General features: G+C 60.5%; 23 protein-coding genes. 7 read left to right on the top strand and 16 right to left on the bottom strand.

The window, feature by feature from the left end; genetic code table 11:
• Window positions 1–7 precede the first annotated feature (7 nt).
• The gene (locus AB4O08_RS17925) at window positions 8–871 is read left to right on the top strand and encodes a TIGR02285 family protein (protein WP_198831749.1); all 864 of its coding nucleotides are present in this window, start codon (window positions 8–10) and stop codon (window positions 869–871) included.
• 170 nt (window positions 872–1041) lie between these two features.
• Here AB4O08_RS17925 and AB4O08_RS17920 read toward each other — a convergent pair whose 3' ends face one another.
• From AB4O08_RS17920 to ffh, 11 genes are all read right to left on the bottom strand, one after another.
• The gene (locus tag AB4O08_RS17920) at window positions 1042–1326 is read right to left on the bottom strand and encodes a DUF3509 domain-containing protein (RefSeq protein ID WP_021492260.1); all 285 of its coding nucleotides are present in this window, start codon (window positions 1324–1326) and stop codon (window positions 1042–1044) included.
• Window positions 1327–1558: 232 nt separating this feature from the next.
• Window positions 1559–2968 carry a threonine synthase gene (gene thrC / locus AB4O08_RS17915; RefSeq protein WP_021492261.1) on the bottom strand — a complete coding sequence of 470 codons (1410 nt, stop codon included), beginning with the start codon at window positions 2966–2968 and terminating at the stop codon, window positions 1559–1561.
• A 67-nt stretch (window positions 2969–3035) separates the two neighbouring features.
• Window positions 3036–4340: a homoserine dehydrogenase gene (locus tag AB4O08_RS17910; RefSeq protein ID WP_010207988.1), complete on the bottom strand. Its 1305-nt coding sequence runs from the start codon at window positions 4338–4340 to the stop codon at window positions 3036–3038.
• Window positions 4341–4469: 129 nt separating this feature from the next.
• Window positions 4470–5201 carry a thioredoxin fold domain-containing protein gene (locus AB4O08_RS17905; protein WP_010207987.1) on the bottom strand — a complete coding sequence of 244 codons (732 nt, stop codon included), beginning with the start codon at window positions 5199–5201 and terminating at the stop codon, window positions 4470–4472.
• A gap of 141 nt (window positions 5202–5342) precedes the next feature.
• Window positions 5343–6236 carry a site-specific tyrosine recombinase XerD gene (gene xerD, locus AB4O08_RS17900; protein ID WP_460114252.1) on the bottom strand — a complete coding sequence of 298 codons (894 nt, stop codon included), beginning with the start codon at window positions 6234–6236 and terminating at the stop codon, window positions 5343–5345.
• Between the two features lie 143 nt (window positions 6237–6379).
• A complete protein-coding gene (locus AB4O08_RS17895) occupies window positions 6380–6793 on the bottom strand; it encodes an acyl-CoA thioesterase (RefSeq protein WP_010207985.1) in 414 nt (137 codons plus the stop codon).
• Between the two features lie 82 nt (window positions 6794–6875).
• On the bottom strand, window positions 6876–7226 hold the full coding sequence (rplS, locus tag AB4O08_RS17890; RefSeq protein ID WP_003175895.1) for a 50S ribosomal protein L19: 351 nt from the start codon (window positions 7224–7226) through the stop codon (window positions 6876–6878).
• A 45-nt stretch (window positions 7227–7271) separates the two neighbouring features.
• A complete protein-coding gene (gene trmD, locus AB4O08_RS17885; RefSeq protein ID WP_016977714.1) occupies window positions 7272–8045 on the bottom strand; it encodes a tRNA (guanosine(37)-N1)-methyltransferase TrmD in 774 nt (257 codons plus the stop codon).
• The gene (gene rimM, locus AB4O08_RS17880; RefSeq protein ID WP_010207983.1) at window positions 8027–8563 is read right to left on the bottom strand and encodes a ribosome maturation factor RimM; all 537 of its coding nucleotides are present in this window, start codon (window positions 8561–8563) and stop codon (window positions 8027–8029) included. The genes trmD and rimM overlap by 19 nt, the downstream gene beginning before the upstream one ends.
• Before the next feature lie 5 nt (window positions 8564–8568).
• The gene (rpsP, locus tag AB4O08_RS17875; protein WP_003175899.1) at window positions 8569–8820 is read right to left on the bottom strand and encodes a 30S ribosomal protein S16; all 252 of its coding nucleotides are present in this window, start codon (window positions 8818–8820) and stop codon (window positions 8569–8571) included.
• Window positions 8821–9070: 250 nt separating this feature from the next.
• On the bottom strand, window positions 9071–10447 hold the full coding sequence (gene ffh, locus AB4O08_RS17870) for a signal recognition particle protein (protein WP_010207982.1): 1377 nt from the start codon (window positions 10445–10447) through the stop codon (window positions 9071–9073).
• Between the two features lie 220 nt (window positions 10448–10667).
• On the opposite strand from ffh, the gene AB4O08_RS17865 reads away from it, so the two are divergent.
• The 3 genes from AB4O08_RS17865 to AB4O08_RS17855 all read left to right on the top strand — a co-directional run bounded on the left by AB4O08_RS17865 (window position 10668) and on the right by AB4O08_RS17855 (window position 14397).
• Entirely contained in the window at window positions 10668–11480 is an 813-nt protein-coding gene (locus AB4O08_RS17865; protein WP_016977712.1) for a cytochrome C assembly family protein, read from the top strand.
• Window positions 11481–11492: 12 nt separating this feature from the next.
• Entirely contained in the window at window positions 11493–12731 is a 1239-nt protein-coding gene (locus AB4O08_RS17860) for a transporter associated domain-containing protein (RefSeq protein WP_010207980.1), read from the top strand.
• A 352-nt stretch (window positions 12732–13083) separates the two neighbouring features.
• Window positions 13084–14397, top strand: coding sequence for an MFS transporter (locus AB4O08_RS17855; protein WP_176332415.1), 1314 nt, complete (start codon window positions 13084–13086; stop codon window positions 14395–14397).
• Between the two features lie 104 nt (window positions 14398–14501).
• On the opposite strand, the gene purT is transcribed toward AB4O08_RS17855, so the two are convergent.
• From purT to AB4O08_RS17830, 5 genes are all read right to left on the bottom strand, one after another.
• Window positions 14502–15683 carry a formate-dependent phosphoribosylglycinamide formyltransferase gene (gene purT / locus AB4O08_RS17850; RefSeq protein ID WP_010207976.1) on the bottom strand — a complete coding sequence of 394 codons (1182 nt, stop codon included), beginning with the start codon at window positions 15681–15683 and terminating at the stop codon, window positions 14502–14504.
• A gap of 69 nt (window positions 15684–15752) precedes the next feature.
• On the bottom strand, window positions 15753–16220 hold the full coding sequence (locus AB4O08_RS17845) for a VUT family protein (RefSeq protein WP_010207975.1): 468 nt from the start codon (window positions 16218–16220) through the stop codon (window positions 15753–15755).
• 140 nt (window positions 16221–16360) lie between these two features.
• Window positions 16361–16579: a DUF1289 domain-containing protein gene (locus tag AB4O08_RS17840; RefSeq protein ID WP_042571212.1), complete on the bottom strand. Its 219-nt coding sequence runs from the start codon at window positions 16577–16579 to the stop codon at window positions 16361–16363.
• Complete coding sequence (locus tag AB4O08_RS17835) at window positions 16576–17100, bottom strand: gamma carbonic anhydrase family protein (protein ID WP_010207972.1); 525 nt, start codon at window positions 17098–17100, stop codon at window positions 16576–16578. Before AB4O08_RS17835 ends, AB4O08_RS17840 begins: the two co-directional genes overlap by 4 nt.
• A gap of 36 nt (window positions 17101–17136) precedes the next feature.
• On the bottom strand, window positions 17137–17739 hold the full coding sequence (locus AB4O08_RS17830) for a CoA pyrophosphatase (protein ID WP_010207970.1): 603 nt from the start codon (window positions 17737–17739) through the stop codon (window positions 17137–17139).
• A gap of 146 nt (window positions 17740–17885) precedes the next feature.
• On the opposite strand from AB4O08_RS17830, the gene AB4O08_RS17825 reads away from it, so the two are divergent.
• The 3 genes from AB4O08_RS17825 to AB4O08_RS17815 all read left to right on the top strand — a co-directional run bounded on the left by AB4O08_RS17825 (window position 17886) and on the right by AB4O08_RS17815 (window position 19980).
• On the top strand, window positions 17886–18434 hold the full coding sequence (locus AB4O08_RS17825; protein WP_034109227.1) for an NUDIX hydrolase: 549 nt from the start codon (window positions 17886–17888) through the stop codon (window positions 18432–18434).
• Window positions 18435–18454: 20 nt separating this feature from the next.
• Window positions 18455–18958 carry a L,D-transpeptidase family protein gene (locus AB4O08_RS17820; protein WP_034109228.1) on the top strand — a complete coding sequence of 168 codons (504 nt, stop codon included), beginning with the start codon at window positions 18455–18457 and terminating at the stop codon, window positions 18956–18958.
• A 263-nt stretch (window positions 18959–19221) separates the two neighbouring features.
• A complete protein-coding gene (locus tag AB4O08_RS17815; RefSeq protein ID WP_460114251.1) occupies window positions 19222–19980 on the top strand; it encodes a GntR family transcriptional regulator in 759 nt (252 codons plus the stop codon).
• The last annotated feature ends 9 nt before the right edge of the window (window positions 19981–19989 follow it).

Genomic DNA, 19989 nt, shown 5'->3' with positions numbered 1-19989 from the left:
CACGCTAATGCTGCGTCGCTGGCTCCTGGGCCTGTGCGGCCCTTGCCTGGTGTGTTTGCCGCTGGCATCCCAGGCGGCCGAAACCTTGACCTGGCTGATCCGCGACCTGCCGCCGCTGACCATCTTCGACGGCCCGCAAAAAGGCCAGGGCGCCATCGACGAATTGCTGCCGATGCTGATGGAACGCCTGCCCGAGTACCGGCACAAGGTGCTGCACGTCAACCGCGCACGCGGCTTGCAGATGCTCCAGGCACCCGCCTTCACCTGCGACCCCACCATGCTGTGGACCGCAGAGCGGGCCAAGTGGGTGGTGTATTCGCGCCCGGCGTTTTCCATCGTCAGCAACGGCGTGGTGGTGCGCCAGGATCGCCGTGAGGTGCTGGCGCCGCTGGTCGCCCAGGAACGGGTCGACCTGACGGCGATCCTGCAGGATGACCACACCCGGCTGGGCGTTGTCGCCGAGCGCAGCTACGGTGCGTTCATCGATGGCGTGCTGGAACACACCGACGCCCACAAACGCGTGATGCACTACGGCAACGATGCGTTGGGCAGCCTGCTGCAAATGCAACGCCTGGGGCGGTTGGAGGCAGTGCTGGGCTATTGGACCGAAATCCGCTATCACGCCCTGCACCAGGGTATCGACCCGCAGGCCTTGGCGTTCTATCCGATTGCCGGTGCCACGCCCTATCAGCGTATCCATATCGGTTGCTCGGACACGCCCCAGGGTCACCAGGCGATCCAGCGCATCAACCAGGTAGTGGGTGAACTACCGCAGGCTCAGCTACTGCACGCCTACGCCGCCTGGCTGGATCCGGCACTGCGTGCGCAGTATTTGCACGACCATCCGCTGTTCTACCAGGACGCGCCTTGACAAATCCCGGGCAAAAAGAAACCCCGGAGCGTGGGGAGACACTTCGGGGTTAAACGTGATCAGTAAAGACCAGTACAACAAGCCACAAACACCGGAGCACAATGCTTGCTCTTGCTGTTACGAAATCTGACCGACCACAGTGTAGGAAGTTTCCACAGCTAAACAATTCTTCATGCGGCAGTGGCGCTGCGGGTCTGGGCTGCGTTGCGCAAGGCTGCAATGACCGAGGGTTCCAGACGCCCTTCAGCAATTTTGATGTCGCGCAGCAGGCAATCCACGACATCCACCAGCATGCGTTTGTCCATCAATTGGGCGCGGTCGACTTCACGCTCGACCACGATGGCGCCGGCAGGATTCTTCACGGATACCAGGCACTCGTCCTGCACACCAGAGGCGGTCAGCGTAACCTGATAGGGGCTCAGTGCTTCTTCGAGCAATAGGCTGATACTTTCCATCTCGATCACCACTCAATAGTTCGGGAACAATCGTTTCAACGGGAGCTGCATCTATCCTAAGTGACTGTTTGTGACGTAGGAAAGTTCGCTTTATCGTCTTTATGGGGCCGTCAGGGGGTGACGGATTCCAGCATGCGCTTGCAACATGACAGGGAAAAAACGGCTGCCCATAAACAAAAAACGCCGCGGCCCAAAGGAAGGGCAAGCGGCGTTTTTGTTTGCGCGATTCGCCTTACAAAGGCTTACCACGGTTGCCGTGCTGGCTCACAAACGCCTGCACCGCCTTCAAGTCGTTCGGCAACACCGTGCAACGCTCTTCACGCTCGAACAAGTCAGCCAGGTGCACCGGCAACTCCAGCGCCTTGCCAACGCCGGCCTTCTCCACCGCTTCCGGGAATTTGACCGGGTGTGCAGTACCGAGGACCACCATCGGGATGTCCAGGCTGCGACGGCACTCACGGGCGGCCTTTACGCCGATGGCGGTGTGTGGGTCAAGCAGCTCGCCGGTCTGGGCGTAGACTTCTGCGATGGTTTCGCAGGTCTGGGCGTCATCCACGGCCAGGGAGTCGAACAGCTTGCGGGTTTCGGTCCAGCGCTCTTCGTCAACGCTGAAACCGCCGCCGCTCTTGAAGTTATCCATCAGGCCGGCAATGGCCGCGCCGTTGCGACCGTGCATGTCGAACAGCAGGCGTTCGAAGTTCGACGAGACCATGATGTCCATGGACGGCGACAGGGTCGCGTGCAGGGTTTCCTTGACGTACTGGTTGCCACTCATGAAGCGGTGCAGGATGTCGTTGCGGTTGGTAGCAACGATCAACTGGTTGATCGGCAGGCCCATGTTGCGCGCCAGGTAACCGGCGAAGATGTCGCCGAAGTTGCCGGTCGGCACCGAGAACGATACCGAACGCGCCGGACCGCCCAACTGCAGGGACGCGTGGAAGTAGTAAACGATCTGGGCCATGATCCGCGCCCAGTTGATCGAGTTCACCGCCACCAGGCGCGTCCCCTTCAGGAAGCTCTGGTCAGCGAAGCTGTTCTTGACCATTTCCTGGCAGTCATCGAAATTGCCTTCGATCGCGATGTTGTGGATGTTTTCACCAAAGATGGTGGTCATCTGGCGACGCTGCACTTCCGACACGCGCTTGTGCGGGTGCAGGATGAAGATGTCGACGTTTTCGCAGTGCTTGCACCCTTCGATGGCCGCCGAGCCGGTGTCACCGGAGGTGGCGCCGATGATCACCACGCGCTCGCCGCGCTTCTCCAGCACGTAGTCGAGCAGGCGACCCAGCAGTTGCAGGGCAAAATCCTTGAACGCCAGGGTCGGGCCGTGGAACAGCTCCAGGACCCACTCATTGCCATTCAGTTGACGCAGCGGTGCGATGGCGTTGTGGGAAAACACGCCATAGGTTTCTTCCAGAATCTTTTTAAAGTCCGCATCCGGAATGCTACCGGTGACGAACGGGCGCATCACCCGGAACGCCAGTTCGTGGTACGGCAGGCCGGCCCACGAAGCGATTTCTTCCTGGGTGAAGCGTGGCAGGTTTTCCGGCACGTACAGGCCGCCGTCAGTGGCAAGGCCTGCCAGCAGAACGTCTTCGAAATTCAGGGCCGGTGCCTGGCCGCGGGTGCTGATATAACGCATGACTGGCTCCTCTAGAGCATTCTTGAACAAGGGCCGCCGAACCTGCGGGGCCCTTGCAGCAAAACCATTAGTTCAGGTGTTCGACGCGGATCCGCACCACCGGGCCGACCACGCCTTGCAGGGCTTCCAGGGCGGCGATGGCATCGTTGATGTGTTGCTCGAGCACGCGGTGGGTCAGCAGGATCATCGGCACCTGGCCGTTTTGCTCCTCGACTTCCTTCTGCATGATCGACTCGATGTTGATACCGCGCTCCGACAGGATGCTCGCCACCTGGGCCAACACGCCCGGGTGATCCTGGGCCTGGATGCGCAGGTAGTAAGCGCTTTCGCAGGCTTCGATCGGCAGGATCGGGTGGGCCGACAACGAATCCGGCTGGAAGGCCAGGTGCGGCACGCGGTTTTCCGGGTCGCTGGTCATGGCGCGAACCACGTCGACCAGGTCGGCGATCACCGACGAAGCGGTGGGCTCCATGCCGGCGCCGGCGCCGTAGAACAACGTCGAACCTGCCGCATCACCGTTGACCATCACGGCGTTCATCACGCCATTGACGTTGGCGATCAGGCGGTCGGCCGGGATCAGGGTCGGGTGCACACGCAGCTCGATACCCGCCGGGGTACTACGCGCCACGCCCAGGTGCTTGATGCGGTAGCCCAGGGCTTCGGCGTAGTTCACGTCGGCGGTGGTCAGCTTGGTGATGCCTTCGGTGTAGGCCTTGTCGAACTGCAGCGGGATACCAAAGGCAATGGACGCCAGGATGGTCAGCTTGTGCGCCGCGTCAATCCCTTCCACGTCGAAGGTCGGGTCGGCTTCGGCGTAACCCAGGGCCTGGGCTTCGGCCAGCACGTCTTCGAAGGTACGGCCCTTCTCGCGCATTTCGGTGAGGATGAAGTTGCCGGTGCCGTTGATGATGCCGGCCACCCAGTTGATGCGGTTGGCGGACAGGCCTTCACGGATCGCCTTGATCACCGGGATGCCACCGGCCACGGCGGCTTCGAACGCAACAATCACGCCCTTCTCACGCGCCTTGGCGAAGATCTCGTTGCCGTGCACGGCAATCAGCGCCTTGTTGGCGGTGACCACGTGCTTGCCGTTCTCGATGGCCTTGAGCACCAGCTCACGGGCCACGGTGTAACCGCCGACCAGTTCGATGACGATATCGATTTCAGGGTTGGTGGCAACGGCGAAGACATCGTTGGTAATCGCAATACCGGTCGTTTCGAACTGAGGCTTTGGCGAACGCGTGGCAATCTGCGCCACTTCAATCCCGCGACCTGCACGGCGGGAAATTTCCTCAGCGTTACGCTGAAGTACGTTGAAGGTGCCGCCACCGACGGTCCCTAACCCACAGATGCCTACTTTGACCGGTTTCACTGAAGAACTCCCCATGAAACGGCCGACGCTAGGTCGGCCGTGGAAAACAGCCGCACGACTGCGGCTTTCAATTAATGGCCCGCCGACTTATCCGCGAGCCATGATCGTCAAAGGTTCGACGATGCTGGTTTATTTGGCACTCAGCGCCAGTTTGGCAACTTGTGGCGCTGGCTGGTAGCCCGGAATCACTTGGCCGTCCGCCAAAACGATAGCCGGCGTACCGTTCACGCCGATGGACTGGCCCAGGGCGAACTGCTTGGAAACCGGGTTGGCACATTTGGCCGCCTTGATTTCCTTGCCGTCGACCATCTTGTCCATGGCCGCTTTCTTGTCGGCCGAGCACCACACCGCTTGCAACTGCTCGTCACCCGGCGAGCCCAGGCCCTGGCGCGGGAACGCGACGTAGCGGACTTCCACGCCCAGCTTGTTCAGCGCAGGCACTTCGGCGTGCAGCTTGTGGCAGTACGGGCAGGTGGTGTCGGTGAACACGGTGATATGGGTCTTGGTCTCGCCGATGGCCGGGTAAACCACGGTTTCCGCTACCGGAATGCCGTTGATCAGCTTGGACACGCCCAGGCGCTCGGCTTTCTCGGTCAGGTTGACCGGCTTGCCGTCCTTCAGCTGGAACAGGTAGCCCTGGACGATGTACTGGCCGTCGGCACTGGCGTACAGCACGCGGCTGCCCTTGAGCTTGACTTCATACAGGCCGGCCATCGGGCTGGCGCTGATGCTTTCGATCGGGGTATCGAGTTGCAGGTTGGCCAGGCTCTTGCGGATGGTCTGCTCGGCAGCGTCATCGGCGAACGCAAAGGTGGAAACCAACGCAATGGCTGCGGCGGCAATAATCTGGGTCAAGCGCATGGGAACTCCTGAAGGCAGATGCAGGGACGGGAAGGAATACTGTTTGGAAAAACACAGCGCTGGGCCGTCCCCTTTGCTAACCGGCAAAGCCTACCACAGTTGGGCCGCAGGGCAGCCCGTGGCGGGACAAATTGGCGGTTTTCAGCCTCGCGGGTGGTGCTTGGCGTGCATATCCTGCAAGCGTGCACGCGCCACGTGGGTGTAGATCTGGGTTGTGGATAAGTCGCTGTGCCCAAGCAGCATTTGCACCACGCGCAAATCCGCCCCGTGGTTGAGCAAATGCGTGGCGAACGCATGGCGCAACGTGTGGGGCGACAAGGCCTTGCCGATGCCGGCGACCTTGGCCTGGTGCTTGATGCGGTGCCAGAAGGTCTGCCGGGTCATCTGCTCGCCGCGCAGGCTGGGAAACAACACGTCGCTGGGGCGTCCGCCAAGCAGCTCACTGCGGGCATCACGCATGTAGCGCTCGACCCACACAATCGCCTCCTCGCCCATGGGCACCAGCCGCTCCTTGCTGCCCTTGCCCATCACCCGCAGCACGCCCTGACGCAGGTTGACTTGCTCCAGCGTCAGGCTGATCAACTCGGTCACCCGTAGGCCGCAGGCGTACAGCACTTCGAGCATCGCGCGGTCGCGCTGGCCGATGGCTTCGCTCAGGTCCGGGGCCGCCAACAAGGCTTCCACGTCGGCTTCTGACAGAGATTTAGGAAGAGGCCTACCTAGTTGAGGCATGTCGACTTGGAGAGTCGGATCGACTGCTATCAGTTTTTCACGCAACAGATAGCGATAAAAGCCACGCACCCCAGAGAGAAATCTTGCGGTGGAACGGGGCTTGTAGTTTTGAAGGCGCCAGGCCAGGTGGTCGAGAATCAGCTCGCGGCCAGCGTTGACCAACTCAAGGTTTTTTTCCTGCAGCCAACCGTTGAACAGGGCCAGGTCGCTGCGGTAAGCCTGACGCGTGTTGTCCGACAGGCCTTTTTCCAGCCACAGGGCGTCGAGGAAGCGGTCGATCAGGGGGTGGTCAATGGCGGGCATATGGGCTCAAGCTGATGACTGGAGTGTCGGGTAGATCCTATCGCAGGCACGCCAGCTCCCACATGGGTTTTGTGTCTTGCCTGATCGATTGAACAACACTGATTCAATGTGGGAGCTGGCTTGCCTTCGACAGCGGTTCAGGATCAGTCAACAAACCCAGGCAATACCGGGACAGGCCGCTTGTCGGCATCAATCGCGACAAAGCTGAACACGCCCTGGATCGCCTTTTCGCGACCATCAGCACTCATGCTCTCGACGAATACTTCCACCTCGACCTTGAGGCTGGTGTTACCGACTTTGATCACACGGCCAATCAGCTCAACGATGGAGCCTGCCGGGATCGCGTGATTGAAGTCGATACGGTCAGTAGACACCGTTACCAGCGGCAAGCGGCAAAAGCGCGTGGCGGTAATGAACGACACTTCATCCATCCACGCCAAGGCGGTGCCGCCAAACAAGGTGTTGTGGTGGTTGGTGGTCGGCGGAAAAACGGCCTTGGTCACGTGAGTCACGGAAAGGTCGGTACGGCGCTGGATTTCTTCGAAGCGGGTGGTCATGCATAAATACCGGTAAATAGACAAATTTCAGGCACAAAAAAGCAGCCCGTAGGCTGCTTTTTTCTGCATCGGGAAGCTGGACTTAAGCCAGTTTTTCCTTGATGCGAGCTGCTTTACCGGACAGGTCACGCAGGTAGTACAGCTTGGCTTTACGTACGTCACCGCGACGCTTGACGGCCATGCTGTCGATTTGCGGGCTGTAGGTCTGGAAAGTACGCTCTACGCCAACACCGTTGGAGATTTTACGAACAGTGAAAGCACTGTTCACACCACGGTTACGCTTGGCGATTACCACGCCTTCGAACGCTTGCAGACGCGAACGGTCGCCTTCCTTCACTTTCACCTGAACGACAATGGTGTCGCCCGGGGCAAAGGTAGGGATCTCTTTGGTCATCTGCTCTGCTTCGAGTGCAAGGATGATTTTGTTAGTCATGCTGTGCTCCTAAGGTAAGTCAATGGACCTACCATCGATACGTTGTTAACTATCGTCCCGCGCGAGGATGTATTCCTCGAGCAGCTTCTTCTCTTCTCCAGAAAGCGAGCGGCTTTCCAGAAGATCGGCGCGTCGTTCATAGGTCCGACCAAGGGACTGCTGTAAACGCCAACGCCGGATGTGTGCGTGATTGCCACTTAGCAATACGTCGGGAACACGCTGATCCGCATACACCTCCGGTCGGGTGTAGTGCGGGCAATCCAGCAAACCATCCGTGAAGGAGTCTTCCTCCGCGGAGTCCGCATGCCCTAAAGCTCCAGGCAGCAGTCGTGTAACCGCATCTATCAGGACCATCGCCGGCAGCTCGCCGCCAGACAGAACATAGTCCCCAATCGACCACTCTTCATCGACATGAGCTTCAATAAACCGCTCGTCAATGCCTTCATAGCGACCGGCAATCAGGATCAGTGCTTCCTCATTCGCCAGTTCGCGGACCCCAGCCTGTTTCAGCTGACGGCCTTGAGGGGACAGGTAAATTACCTTCGCCTTCTCCCCGGCGGCGGCCTTGGCCTGAACCAATGCGTCTTCCAGGGGCTTGATCTTCATCACCATGCCCGGGCCACCGCCAAATGGGCGATCGTCCACAGTGTGATGTCGATCCGTCGTGTAGTCTCGCGGGTTCCAACAGGTGAGCTGCAACAGCCCCTGTTTCACCGCCCGACTGGTGATGCCGTACTCGCTGATGGCGGAAAACATCTCGGGAAACAAACTGATCACTTCAATGCGCAAATTAGCCACGCTTAGAAGTCCGCGTCCCATTCCACCTTCATCTCGCCCGCGGCCAGGTCGACGGCCAACACGCATTGCGCCGTATAGGGCAACAGACGTTCGCGATCATCCAGGCTGCCAGCGCAAGGCTTGACCACCATTACATCATTGGCGCCGGTTTCCAGAAGATGATCGATTTTCCCGAACAATTGCCCGAGTTGATCAATAACCTTCAGACCTTCCAGCTGGTACCAGTAGTACTCGCCGTCGGTCAATTCAGGGAACAGGTTGCGCGGCACGCAGATCTCATAACCGGCCAGAAGACGAGCTTCCTCACGATCATCAAGACCCTTGAGCTTTGCGACCAGGAACTTATCGCTCCCGCGTCCACTGACCAGCTCAACCTGCTTCACACTACCCTCGCGCTTGAGCGTCCAGGTCTTGTACTGCAACAGGTTTTCAGTCGGATCAGTAAAGGAATACACCTTCACTTCGCCGCGAACGCCATGAACAGAGTAAATCTTGCCGATAACGATCAAATCATCAGCAACAGCTGGCGTCGCGTTCATATTGCTCAGGCTGCGGCCTTAGCCGAGTCCTTCAACAGTTTTGCTACGCGCTCGGATGGCTGTGCACCCACGCTCAGCCAGTAGGCTACGCGCTCTTGGTTCACGGACAGACGAACTTCTTGACCACGAGCAACAGGGTTGAAGAAACCAACCTGTTCCTTGTGCGAACCGTCGCGCGGGTTGCGGCTGTCGGTTACGGTCAAGTGGTAAAACGGGCGCTTTTTGGAGCCGCCAAGGGCAAGACGGATTGTTAGCATGTGAACATCGTTCCTGTAGTCGGTGCTGCAAATCTAAATGCACAGCGGGCATAGGTGCCCGAAAGGCCGCATATTCTAAGGAATATCCGGACTTTTGCAAATGTCTTTTTCTGGCGCCTATCAGCGTGCCACTCAGATCTGCTATAGAGCCGTCGGTTAAAACGGCGAGTCAGCGCCCGCCAACGGCGGGTTTGCTGGAGATCCCACGTCCCTGTGGGTCGGAGCGCAAGCGTGCTTGCGCGCGAATACTTTACATTTTCGGCATGCCACCGCCGGGCAACATACCGCCCATGCCGCGCATCATCTTGGCCATTCCGCCCTTGGCAGAGAATTTCTTCATCATCTTCTGCATCTGCTTGTGCTGCTTGATCAAGCGACCGATGTCCTGCACCTGGGTGCCGGAACCCATGGCGATCCGACGTTTGCGCGAACCGCTGATCAGCTCAGGGTCACGGCGCTCGGCCGGGGTCATGGAGTTGATGATGGCTTCCATCTGCTTGAATTGCTTCTCTGCCGCGCCCTGGGCATTGCCCATCTGCGCCAGGTTCACACCGCCGATGTTCGGCAGTTTGTCCATCAGGCCGCCGAGGCCGCCCATGTTCTTCATCTGCTGCAGCTGGTCGCGGAAGTCTTCGAGGTCGAAGCCCTTGCCCTTCTTCAGCTTCTTGGCCAGTTTGTCGGCCTTGTCCTTATCGAGCGTGGCTTCGGCCTGCTCGATCAGGCTGAGCACGTCGCCCATACCGAGGATGCGCGAAGCAATACGCTCAGGATGGAACGGTTCGAGCGCGTCGCTCTTCTCGCCCATACCGATGAACTTGATCGGTTTGCCGGTGATGGCACGCACCGACAGCGCAGCACCGCCACGGGCGTCACCGTCGACCTTGGTGAGGATCACACCGGTCAGCGGCAACGCGTCGCCGAAGGCCTTGGCGGTGTTGGCCGCATCCTGGCCGGTCATGGCGTCGACCACGAACAGCGTCTCGACCGGGTTGATCGCGGCATGCAACGCCTTGATCTCGCCCATCATCTCTTCGTCGATGTGCAGGCGACCGGCGGTATCGACGATGACCACGTCGATGAACTTGAGCTTGGCCTCTTTAATAGCCGCGTTGGCGATGTCGACCGGCTTCTGGCTCAGGTCGGACGGGAAGAAGGTCACCCCTACTTCGCCAGCGAGCATTTCCAGCTGTTTAATAGCAGCCGGACGGTATACGTCGGCCGACACCACCATCACGGACTTCTTCTTGCGCTCTTTAAGGAAGCGCGCCAGCTTGCCGGCGGTGGTGGTCTTACCCGCACCTTGCAGACCGGCCATCAGCACAACGGCAGGTGGCACGGCACTGAGGTTCAGGTCTTCGTTGGCCGCGCCCATCAGGCTTTCGAGTTCGGCCTGGACGATCTTCACAAACGCCTGGCCCGGGGTCAGGCTGCGGGACACTTCGGTGCCCACCGCGCGCTCTTTGACCGAGTTGACGAAGTCCTTCACCACCGGCAAGGCCACGTCGGCTTCCAGCAACGCCATGCGCACTTCACGCAGGGTGTCTTTAATATTGTCCTCGGTCAGCTTGGCCTTGCCGGTTACATGGCGCAGCGTCTGCGAGAGACGGTCAGTCAGATTTTCAAACATGCGCGATCCTTTCAGGCCCTATTCATAGACCGAGGTAATGGCGGCCCAGGCTGTGGTAAATCGCTATTAAAAACAGCGCTCGGCGAGCCTGCGGCGTGGGCAGGTCGCGGATTATAGCGAAGACTGCCGCCATGCACACCCGCTGTCTGGCCTGAGAGTCTTTCGTGTTACGCGGGGGTATGCCAAACTCAGCGCCTTTCGGGCTTGCCTAACAGGATTTATGCTCCCTTTGTCACCCAGTTTGCTACCCAGCCTCGCCGCCGCCATCTTGTATGCCGCTGCGACTCTCTATCAGGGCACTCGTCTGGCCCAAGGCGCCAAGGCGGACAAACGCCTGCTCGTAGGCCTTGGCGTTCTCGCCCTGCTGGCCCATGCTGCCAGCCTGTTTACCCATTTGATGACACCCGTCGGCCTGGGCCTGGATTTTTTCAGCGCCGCCAGCCTGATCGCGGCCGCTGTCATCGCGCTGACCTTGCTGGCCTGCTACCGGATTCCCGTCGAGAATCTGCTGGTGCTGTTATTCCCGCTGGGAATGCTGACCGTGTTGATGGCGCAATTCGCCCCTACCGGCACGGTGCAGGTCATTGATGAAGAGCCGGGCATCCTCGCGCACATCCTGCTGTCGATCCTGGCGTACGGCATGTTCACCATCGCGGTGTTCCAGGCCCTGCTCCTGCTGCTGCAGGACCACCAGCTCAAGCACAAGCATCCCTCGGGGCTGATCAAGAACTTCCCGCCGCTGCAAACCATGGAAAGCCTGCTGTTCGGCTTCCTGTGGGCGGGTTGGACCCTGCTGTCACTGTCGCTGATCTCCGGCTGGCTGTTCGTCGAAAACCTGTTCGCCCAGCACTTGGTGCATAAGACCCTGCTGGCGTGTCTGGCCTGGGTGGTGTTCAGTGTGTTGCTGTGGGGCCGCAACCGGCTCGGCTGGCGCGGGCACAAGGCAATTCGCTGGACCCTGGCGGGCTTCTGCCTGCTGATGCTGGCCTATTTCGGCAGCAAGCTGGTCCGCGAATATATCCTGCACATCTGACGGGCAGCGATCATGGACAACTTGCCCCTGGAGCCGATGCTCGCGGTAATCGCCCTGCTGGTCTTATGGGCCGCACTGTTCACCGCCATCGAAGCCGCGCAACAACACCTGCTGGCCCTGCGCCCCGGTACACGCCAGGGTGACAAGGCAGCCGCCCGGCTAAGCTTCCCACGCCACAGCCTGATCCTGTGCAACAGCCTGTGTCGCGCCGCCGTGGTGATCCTCTGCACGCTACTGGCGATCTACGCCTGGGCGCAGAACGGGCCCTGGCTCGGCTGGATGATTTCCTGCGCAATCCTGTTGATTCTGGCCGATTACCTGCCCCGTGCCCTCGCCGTCCGCCATCCGCAAGCCGTGCTGGGCTTTGGCAACACGCTGCTGGGCGTGCCGCTGAAAATCCTCTACCCGCTGGCCTGGCTGCTCAATGGCATCAGCCTGTTGCTGCTGCGCCCATTCGCACGTAAATCCGGCGTGGTGAAAAAGAGCGACGAACCGCTGCCCGACCATGACGATGAGCCAGAGCCCGAGTCCGACGAAAGCCGCACCCCAGGCATGCCCGGCATCCACGCCCTGGACAACATCACCGTCAACGACATCCTGGTGCCACGCAGTGAAGTGGACGGCATCAACCTGGATGACTCGATCGAAGAGATCATCGAGCAATTGCGCACCTCCCAACGTACGCGCCTGCCGGTGTTCCACAGCGACATCAACCAGGTCCAGGCGGTGCTCAACACCCGGCAGATCCAGCACCTGCTGCCCGACGCCAGCCTGACCAAGGAAGCGTTGCTCGCCGCCTGCCACGAACCCTACTTCGTCCCGGAAAGCACACCCCTGCAACTGCAGTTGCTGAACTTTCACAAGCAACAACGCCGCCTGGGCATGGTGGTGGATGAATACGGCGAAGTGCTGGGTATCGTGACCCTGGAAGACATCCTCGAAGAAATCGTCGGTGAATTCGAAAGCGAGCAGAGTGCTGACAACCCGCATATCGAGCCCCAGCCGGACGGCCGCTACATCATCGATGGCGCCGCCTCGATCCGCGAGCTGAACAAAAGCCTGAACTGGCACCTGCCCAGCGACGGCCCCAAGACCCTCAACGGCCTGGTCACCGAAGCACTGGAGACCATCCCGGATTGCGCGGTCTGCCTGAAAATCGGTCGCTACCGCCTGGAAATCCTCGAGACCGAGGACAACCGCGTGAGCAAGGTGCTGATCTGGCACACCAGCCGGATGCCGGTCGCTGCCTGAATCAACTCGGTCCATGTGGGAGATGGCTTGCCTGCGATGCAAACACCTCAGTCATGAAAGCGAGGTGATCTTATCGCAGGCAAGCCAGCTCCCACATACACCCCACTCCAAACCGTAGATCCTCGCCAGCCCCCCTTGTTGTATGTTCAACCCCCTTCCTATAATCGGGGCGGCTTACCAGAGCCGCGCCTGACCGCGTGCTACCCGCACCCCGCGTGTCCAAGCACCGCTTTATCGTGTCTGACCGGCGTTCGCTCCCATCCCGAGCCTTCCCGCGCACAACCCTGATCCATGGGTGATCGACCAATAATAATCCGCGTCCAAACGCGCAATGACCATCAGGGACACTACCATGAGCACCACCTACAACGAGGCCGCGCCCGCCGCCGCCCCGACCAACTCGACCGCACGGGTCGCCACGGCGAGCATCGTCGGCACCGCCATCGAGTTCTACGACTTCTATATCTACGCCACGGCAGCTGCGCTGGTGATCGGGCCGGTGTTCTTCCCGCAGACCTCCGGTACCGCGCAGATGCTGGCGTCGTTCCTGACCTTCGGTATCGCCTTCATCGCCCGTCCGCTGGGCTCGGCACTGTTCGGCCACTTTGGCGACCGCATCGGGCGTAAATCGACCCTGGTGGCTTCGCTGTTGCTGATGGGCATCTGTACGACGCTGATTGGCTTGCTGCCCGGCTATGACAGCATCGGGGCCTGGGCGCCGATCCTGTTGTGTGTGCTGCGCTTCGGCCAGGGCCTGGGCTTGGGCGGGGAATGGGGCGGCGCGGCGCTGCTGGCGACCGAGAACGCGCCCAAGGGCAAACGCGCCTGGTTCGGCATGTTTCCGCAACTGGGCCCATCGATCGGCTTCCTGGCAGCCAACGGCTTGTTCCTGATCCTGGCCATGAGCCTGAGCGACGAACAGTTCCGCAGCTGGGGCTGGCGCATCCCGTTCATCCTCAGCGCTGCGCTGGTGATGGTTGGCCTGTACGCGCGGCTGAAGCTGCATGAGACGCCGGTGTTCGCCAACGCCGTCGCCAAGGAAGCCCCGGTCAAGGTGCCGCTGGTGGAATTATTCAGCCAGCATTGGCTGCCGGTGTTGCTGGGCGCTGCGTCGATGGTGGTGTGTTATGCACTGTTCTACATCACCACTGCGTTTTCCCTGAGTTATGGCGTCTCCACCTTGGGCTACAGCCGTGAGACCTTCCTCGGCCTGTTGTGCTTTGCAGTCTTGTTCATGGGCCTGGCGACGCCGTTGGCAGCCTTGGCCAGTGACCGTTTCGGACGCAAGCCGGTGCTCATCGTCGGCGCGCTCCTGGCAATCCTGTCGGGCTTCACCATGGAGCCGCTGCTGACTCACGGTTCGACTTGGGCGGTGGCTTTGTTCCTGGCCTTGGAGCTGTTCCTGATGGGCGTGACCTTCGCGCCGATGGGCGCCATGCTGCCGGAACTGTTCCCGACCCGTGTGCGTTATACCGGTGCTTCGGCGGCGTATAACCTGGGTGGGATCGTGGGCGCGTCGGCCGCACCGTTCTTCGCGACCAAGCTGGTGGCGATGGGTGGGCTGAGTTATGTCGGTGGGTATGTATCGGCGGCAGCGTTGCTCAGCTTGATTGCTGTGCTGTGCCTGAAAGAGACGCGGGATAACGATTTGAACAAGGTTGCCTGATAGACCGCTTTCGCGAGCAAGCCCGCGCCCACATTGTGATCAGTGCCAGACTTGGCAATGCGATCGAATGTGGAGCGGGCTTGCTCGCGAAGGGCGCGACGCGGTTACAGCTCTACAACAACCGCCTTCGAAGCACGGGTCGCCTTCGCCCGAGCCGCTTCAATCGACTCATCCCGCGCCAACGCCACACCCATCCGACGCTGCCCATTCACTTCCGGTTTGCCAAACAGACGCAACGCCGTGTCCGGCTCGCTCAGCGCAGCGCCCAGGTTGGCGAACGCCGTCTGGGTCGACTGCCCTTCCACCAGGATCACCGCCGAGGCCGACGGCCCGAACTGACGGATCAACGGGATCGGCAAGCCCAGAATGGCGCGCGCATGCAGCGCAAACTGCGACAGGTCCTGAGAAATCAAGGTCACCAAACCGGTGTCATGCGGACGCGGCGAAACTTCGCTGAACCACACCTGATCACCCTTGATGAACAATTCCACACCAAACAGGCCACGACCACCCAGGGCCTCGGTCACGGCTTTGGCAACGCGCTCGGATTCTGCCAGGGCAATCGGGCTCATGGCTTGCGGCTGCCAGGATTCCTGATAGTCGCCCTTCTCCTGACGGTGACCCACCGGCGCACAGAACGTGGTGCCGCCGATGTGGCGCACGGTCAGCAGGGTGATTTCGTAGTCGAAGTCGATAAAGCCTTCGATGATCACGCGGCCTTTACCGGCACGGCCACCTTCCTGGGCGTAATCCCAGGCTTTCTGCACGTCGTCGGGGCTGCGCAGCAGGCTCTGGCCCTTGCCCGACGAACTCATCACCGGCTTGACCACGCACGGGAAGCCCAGGTCCTGGACGGCCTTGCTGTAATCTTCGAAGGTATCGGCGAAGTGGTACGGCGAGGTCGGCAGGTCCAGCTCTTCGGCGGCAAGACGGCGGATGCCTTCGCGGTTCATGGTCAGCGAGGTCGCGCGCGCGGTCGGAATCACAGTGAAGCCTTCGGCTTCCAGTTCCACCAGGGTGGCAGTGGCGATGGCTTCGATTTCCGGAACGATGAAATGCGGCTTCTCGGCCTCGATCACCGCACGCAGGGCGGCGCCGTCGAGCATGTTGATCACGTGGCTACGGTGCGCAACCTGCATGGCCGGCGCATTGGCGTAGCGATCCACGGCAATCACTTCAACGCCCAGGCGTTGCAGTTCGATTACCACTTCCTTGCCCAGCTCACCGCAGCCACACAACAAAACGCGGGTCGCGGTTGGCGACAATGGAGTTCCGATTCGGGTCATCTCAGGTCCTCAGGGGAGCGGATCATTGGGAGAAAGGCCGGCATTTTACATGAACTGCAGGAATTGGCCTCAGTTGACGACGGCCCGCTTGCGGATACGCCAGGCCATGATCAGCCACACGACCGTGACCCCGGCGAACTTCGACACCAGCGCGGTGCCCGCCACTGCCGGCGTGAGCGCGCCGATAAGGCCGAAGAAGATAAAGGTGTCGAGGGGAATGCTCAGCGCCGAACTTATCCACAGGCGATCGTGCAGCGGGCGTTTGGTGATGCTGAACACGAGCCAGTCGATGCACTCGGATACCGCAAACGCCGTGGCGCTGGCCAGGGCGATGGCCGGGTCGGACGTGACATACGACAGCACCAACGCCGCCAGCATGGCGATGATCGCTCCGTGACCGAAGCGGGTTTGCACCATGTCGCGCAGGATGAAGACCAGGCCACCCCAGGCCGACCAGATGACGTCCAGGTGCGGGGCGGTGGAAAAGGCAAAGTTGATCAGCACGACGCTGCTGATGTAGGCGATCAGGAAGAGCATGGGGCGAGGGACCTGTGAACAAGGGCCACAGGTTACTTCACATTCAGAAATATGTCGTCTGGGAGGGCCTCATCGCAGGCAAGCCGGCTCCCACATTTTGAATGCATTCATGTGGGAGCTGGCTTGCCTGCAATAGCGGTCTATCCGCCGCCAGTTTTCCCGGAAGCCATAAACACCAACCCACTCGCCACCGCCCGCTCATGGCACAACCCCAACACGACCCGGCGCTCGGCGTTGTCCATGCGGCTCCAGCGCGTAATTTCATCCACGGTACGCTGGCAGCCGGTGCAAATATCGTCATCGTCCAACGCGCAGATACTCACGCACGGCGAGGCGACGGGGCGTTCAATCGGGTTCATTCTTCCTGCTCTACCAAATCCCGCGCATAACGCTGAGAGTTATGCACATAGTGCGCAGCGCTGGCTTCGAGCATGCGTTTCTGCGCGTCGGTCAATTCACGCACCACTTTGCCCGGCGAGCCCATCACCAGTGAACCGTCGGGGATTTCCTTGCCTTCGCCGATCAGTGAATTGGCGCCGATGATGCAGTGCTTGCCGATCTTGGCGCCGTTGAGGATCACCGCGTTGATACCGATCAGGCTGTAATCATCCACCGTGCAACCATGCAGCATCGCGTTATGACCGATGGTCACACCGGTGCCCAGGGTCAGCGGGTAGCCCATGTCGGTGTGCATCACACTGCCATCCTGCACGTTGCTGTTCTTACCGATCAGGATCAGTTCGTTATCGCCACGCAACACCGCGTTGAACCAGACGTTGGCGCCCTCCTCCAGCTTGACCTTGCCCACCAGCGTGGCATTCGGTGCCACCCAGCTCTGAGGGTGAGTCTCGACGCGGGCGTCGCCCAGGCGGTATTTCATGGTGTTTCCTCACGGCATTGCCATTCAAGCGATGGCTTAGATGTTGATGAAACTCTTGGGGGGCTGGTGCAGGCTGATCTGGGCGTCGTCATAGAGCAGATTGATCAACTCGACGATCATGATCGCCGTCAGCCCCCAGATCTTGTATTCGCCGAACCGATAACTGGGCACGTACCAACTACGTCCCTGGTAATCGATCCTGTGGGTATGTTCGCGCGGGTCCTGTCGGAAGAAGTCCAACGGCACGCTGAAAACGGCGGCGATCTCGGCATCGTTGGCCAGGTATTCGACGTAGTCGGGGATGACGCCGACATACGGCGTAACCCGAATACCGTGCAGGGAGATCAACGGGCTCAACGGGCCAATGACCTCCACAAGGCCGGGTGGAAGGCCTATCTCTTCTTCGGCTTCACGTAGCGCGGTGAAAATCAGGTCCGGGTCTTCGGGGTCGCGGCGCCCGCCGGGAAAGGCCACTTCACCGCCGTGGGTCGACAGGCCGCTGGCACGCAGGGTCAGGATCAGCTCAGGTTCGTCACTGCGGGTAATCGGCACCAGCACCGCGGCCTCGGGGAAACGCCCATCGGTTTCCAGCGTGTGGGGGGTGTGATTGGTTACCCGGCGAAGTAGCTCGTCCAGCATGAGTCATCTCGGTCTGTTGGCTACCTTGCATCATGCACCAAAGCGTGCGGGTGCCCAACCCCAAAACCCGTGCGGTGTCGCTAAACGACAACTTGCAGCGCCTTGCCTGTCACGCCAAGATAGACGCACTTTCCAGGAACCCCAGCATGAATTTCTGCAGCCAGTGCGGTAAACCGGTTACCCAACGCATCCCCGAAGGCGACGGCCGCCTGCGCTTTGTGTGTGATCACTGCTCGACCATCCACTACCAGAACCCCAATATCGTCGCCGGCACCGTGCCGATGTGGGGTGACAAAGTGCTGCTGTGCCGCCGCGCCATCGAGCCGCGCCTGGGTTACTGGACCCTGCCCGCGGGCTTCATGGAAAACGGCGAGACGGTGGAACAGGCCGCCATGCGCGAAACCCTGGAAGAAGCCTGCGCCCGCGTGCATAACCTGAGCCTCTACACCCTGATCGACGTGCCGCATATCAACCAGGTGCATATCTTTTACCGCGCCGACCTGCTCGACCCGGACTTCGCCGCCGGCCCCGAAAGCCTGGAAGTGCAACTGTTCGACGAAGCCGACATCCCTTGGTCCGAGCTGGCTTTCCGCACGGTCGGGCGTACCCTGGAATACTTTTTCGCTGACCGCAGGCTGCAGTCGTTCCCGGTGCGCAGCGAGGCCGTGCCGCCAATGGGCAAGCCTGCGCCATGACACAAGGGATACCCGTTTTGATGCGTTGGCTGCTGGTGCTGCTCTGCCTTTCATTCGCCACACTGGCGCCAGCCTCCACGGTGCAAACCCTGGGCGGTAAAACCGTCGAAAAAGTCCTGGTGCTCAAGTCCGCGCACCAGTTGCAGTTGATCAACGACGGCAAGCCGTTCAAGACCTACCGTATTTCCCTGGGTAAAAACCCCAAGGGCCACAAGTTGATCGAGGGTGACCGCCGCACGCCAGAGGGGCTCTACTGGATCGACTGGCGCAAGACCAGCGACCGCTTCAACCTGGCCATGCACATCTCCTACCCGAACATCAGCGACGCCGCCCGCGCGCGCCGCGAAGGGGTCAAGCCCGGCAGCATGATCATGATCCACGGCACGCCCGACACCGAGGATTACCCGGAGCAGTGGTTCCACACCCTGGACTGGACCGACGGCTGCATCGGCATGCGCAATGTGGATATGCGCGAAGTCTGGAACCTGGTCAAGGACGGCACCCTCATCGAGATTCGGCCGTAGTCGCGTACCGTTCGTAAAATAATCTGAAAATAATTCCTGCCCCTGGCAGCGCTTGCCGGTGAATACCAGTTCACCCCCGCGCGCTGCACACTTCTGCGCGCAATAAAGACCTCTCTAATACCACTTGATACCAGGCACCAATAGAGCGCCCTAAAACCGGCACTTGCACCGTTTTGGCAGCATTGACATGGTATTTAAGTGGTATTAATTTCCGGCCCACACCGGGCGACAACACTCCAATAACCGCATCGGAAACCTCACAGATGAATCCCATCCTGACGCTGCGTCCCGACGACAAGCAATCCACGCCGCTGTACCTGCAATTGGCGCGCAACCTCGAAGCGGCCATCCACGCCGGCCAATGGAAATCCGAGCAGGCACTGCCCTCGGAACGCGCCCTCAGCGAGCAATTGAGTATTTCGCGAGTGACCGCGCGTAAAGCGCTGGAAGTGTTGTTTGCCCAAGGCCTGATCCGCCGCAGCCAGGGTTCCGGCACCTTTATCACGCCGCGCCTGGAACAACCGCTGTCGCGCCTGTCGGGCTTCAGCGAGATGCTGCGGCTGAAGGGGTTTGTCCCCACTTCCCAGTGGCTGGAACGCGACATCACCCCACCGACCCACGAAGAGCTGATCCGCCTGGGCCTGTCGCCCACCGACAAAGTGGCGCGCCTCAAACGCTTGCGCAAAGCCGATGACACCGTCATGGCGATTGAAATGACTGCCATGCCCGCCTCCGTGCTGCCGCACCCGCAAGCCATCGGCAATTCGCTGTACGAGTACCTGGAAGGCATCGGCAAACCCGTGGTGCGCGCCCTGCAGCATATCCAGGCAATCAACGCCTCGGACGAGTTCGCCAAGCTGGTGGGCATCGCCCCCGGCACCGCCATGCTGCTGATGACCCGGGTTGGCTACACCGCCGACAACACGCCCATCGAAATCACCGACACCTACTGCCGCAACGACTACTACGACTTCGTCGCAGAACTGCGCCGCCACGACTATTCCGCTGAACTGCGAATTTAGAGAACTGCC

The sequence above is a fragment of the Pseudomonas sp. H3_E07 genome (assembly GCF_054668895.1).
This window is presented reverse-complemented; position numbering and strand designations above follow the sequence as displayed.

What these genes read in the sequence shown, in the direction of transcription:
- trmD (WP_016977714.1), bottom strand. Translation starts at nt 8,045, where the DNA reads ATGGGACGCGGACTTCTAAGCGTGGCTAATTTGCGCATTGAAGTGATC.
- AB4O08_RS17920 (WP_021492260.1), bottom strand. Translation starts at nt 1,326, where the DNA reads ATGGAAAGTATCAGCCTATTGCTCGAAGAAGCACTGAGCCCCTATCAG.
- rimM (WP_010207983.1), bottom strand. Translation starts at nt 8,563, where the DNA reads ATGAACGCGACGCCAGCTGTTGCTGATGATTTGATCGTTATCGGCAAG.
- xerD (WP_460114252.1), bottom strand. Translation starts at nt 6,236, where the DNA reads ATGCCCGCCATTGACCACCCCCTGATCGACCGCTTCCTCGACGCCCTG.
- rpsP (WP_003175899.1), bottom strand. Translation starts at nt 8,820, where the DNA reads ATGCTAACAATCCGTCTTGCCCTTGGCGGCTCCAAAAAGCGCCCGTTT.
- AB4O08_RS17820 (WP_034109228.1), top strand. Translation starts at nt 18,455, where the DNA reads ATGCGTTGGCTGCTGGTGCTGCTCTGCCTTTCATTCGCCACACTGGCG.
- purT (WP_010207976.1), bottom strand. Translation starts at nt 15,683, where the DNA reads ATGACCCGAATCGGAACTCCATTGTCGCCAACCGCGACCCGCGTTTTG.
- AB4O08_RS17865 (WP_016977712.1), top strand. Translation starts at nt 10,668, where the DNA reads ATGCTCCCTTTGTCACCCAGTTTGCTACCCAGCCTCGCCGCCGCCATC.
- AB4O08_RS17825 (WP_034109227.1), top strand. Translation starts at nt 17,886, where the DNA reads ATGAATTTCTGCAGCCAGTGCGGTAAACCGGTTACCCAACGCATCCCC.
- rplS (WP_003175895.1), bottom strand. Translation starts at nt 7,226, where the DNA reads ATGACTAACAAAATCATCCTTGCACTCGAAGCAGAGCAGATGACCAAA.
- AB4O08_RS17925 (WP_198831749.1), top strand. Translation starts at nt 8, where the DNA reads ATGCTGCGTCGCTGGCTCCTGGGCCTGTGCGGCCCTTGCCTGGTGTGT.
- AB4O08_RS17860 (WP_010207980.1), top strand. Translation starts at nt 11,493, where the DNA reads ATGGACAACTTGCCCCTGGAGCCGATGCTCGCGGTAATCGCCCTGCTG.
- AB4O08_RS17855 (WP_176332415.1), top strand. Translation starts at nt 13,084, where the DNA reads ATGAGCACCACCTACAACGAGGCCGCGCCCGCCGCCGCCCCGACCAAC.
- AB4O08_RS17835 (WP_010207972.1), bottom strand. Translation starts at nt 17,100, where the DNA reads ATGAAATACCGCCTGGGCGACGCCCGCGTCGAGACTCACCCTCAGAGC.
- AB4O08_RS17815 (WP_460114251.1), top strand. Translation starts at nt 19,222, where the DNA reads ATGAATCCCATCCTGACGCTGCGTCCCGACGACAAGCAATCCACGCCG.
- AB4O08_RS17840 (WP_042571212.1), bottom strand. Translation starts at nt 16,579, where the DNA reads ATGAACCCGATTGAACGCCCCGTCGCCTCGCCGTGCGTGAGTATCTGC.
- AB4O08_RS17895 (WP_010207985.1), bottom strand. Translation starts at nt 6,793, where the DNA reads ATGACCACCCGCTTCGAAGAAATCCAGCGCCGTACCGACCTTTCCGTG.
- thrC (WP_021492261.1), bottom strand. Translation starts at nt 2,968, where the DNA reads ATGCGTTATATCAGCACCCGCGGCCAGGCACCGGCCCTGAATTTCGAA.
- AB4O08_RS17830 (WP_010207970.1), bottom strand. Translation starts at nt 17,739, where the DNA reads ATGCTGGACGAGCTACTTCGCCGGGTAACCAATCACACCCCCCACACG.
- AB4O08_RS17845 (WP_010207975.1), bottom strand. Translation starts at nt 16,220, where the DNA reads ATGCTCTTCCTGATCGCCTACATCAGCAGCGTCGTGCTGATCAACTTT.
- ffh (WP_010207982.1), bottom strand. Translation starts at nt 10,447, where the DNA reads ATGTTTGAAAATCTGACTGACCGTCTCTCGCAGACGCTGCGCCATGTA.
- AB4O08_RS17905 (WP_010207987.1), bottom strand. Translation starts at nt 5,201, where the DNA reads ATGCGCTTGACCCAGATTATTGCCGCCGCAGCCATTGCGTTGGTTTCC.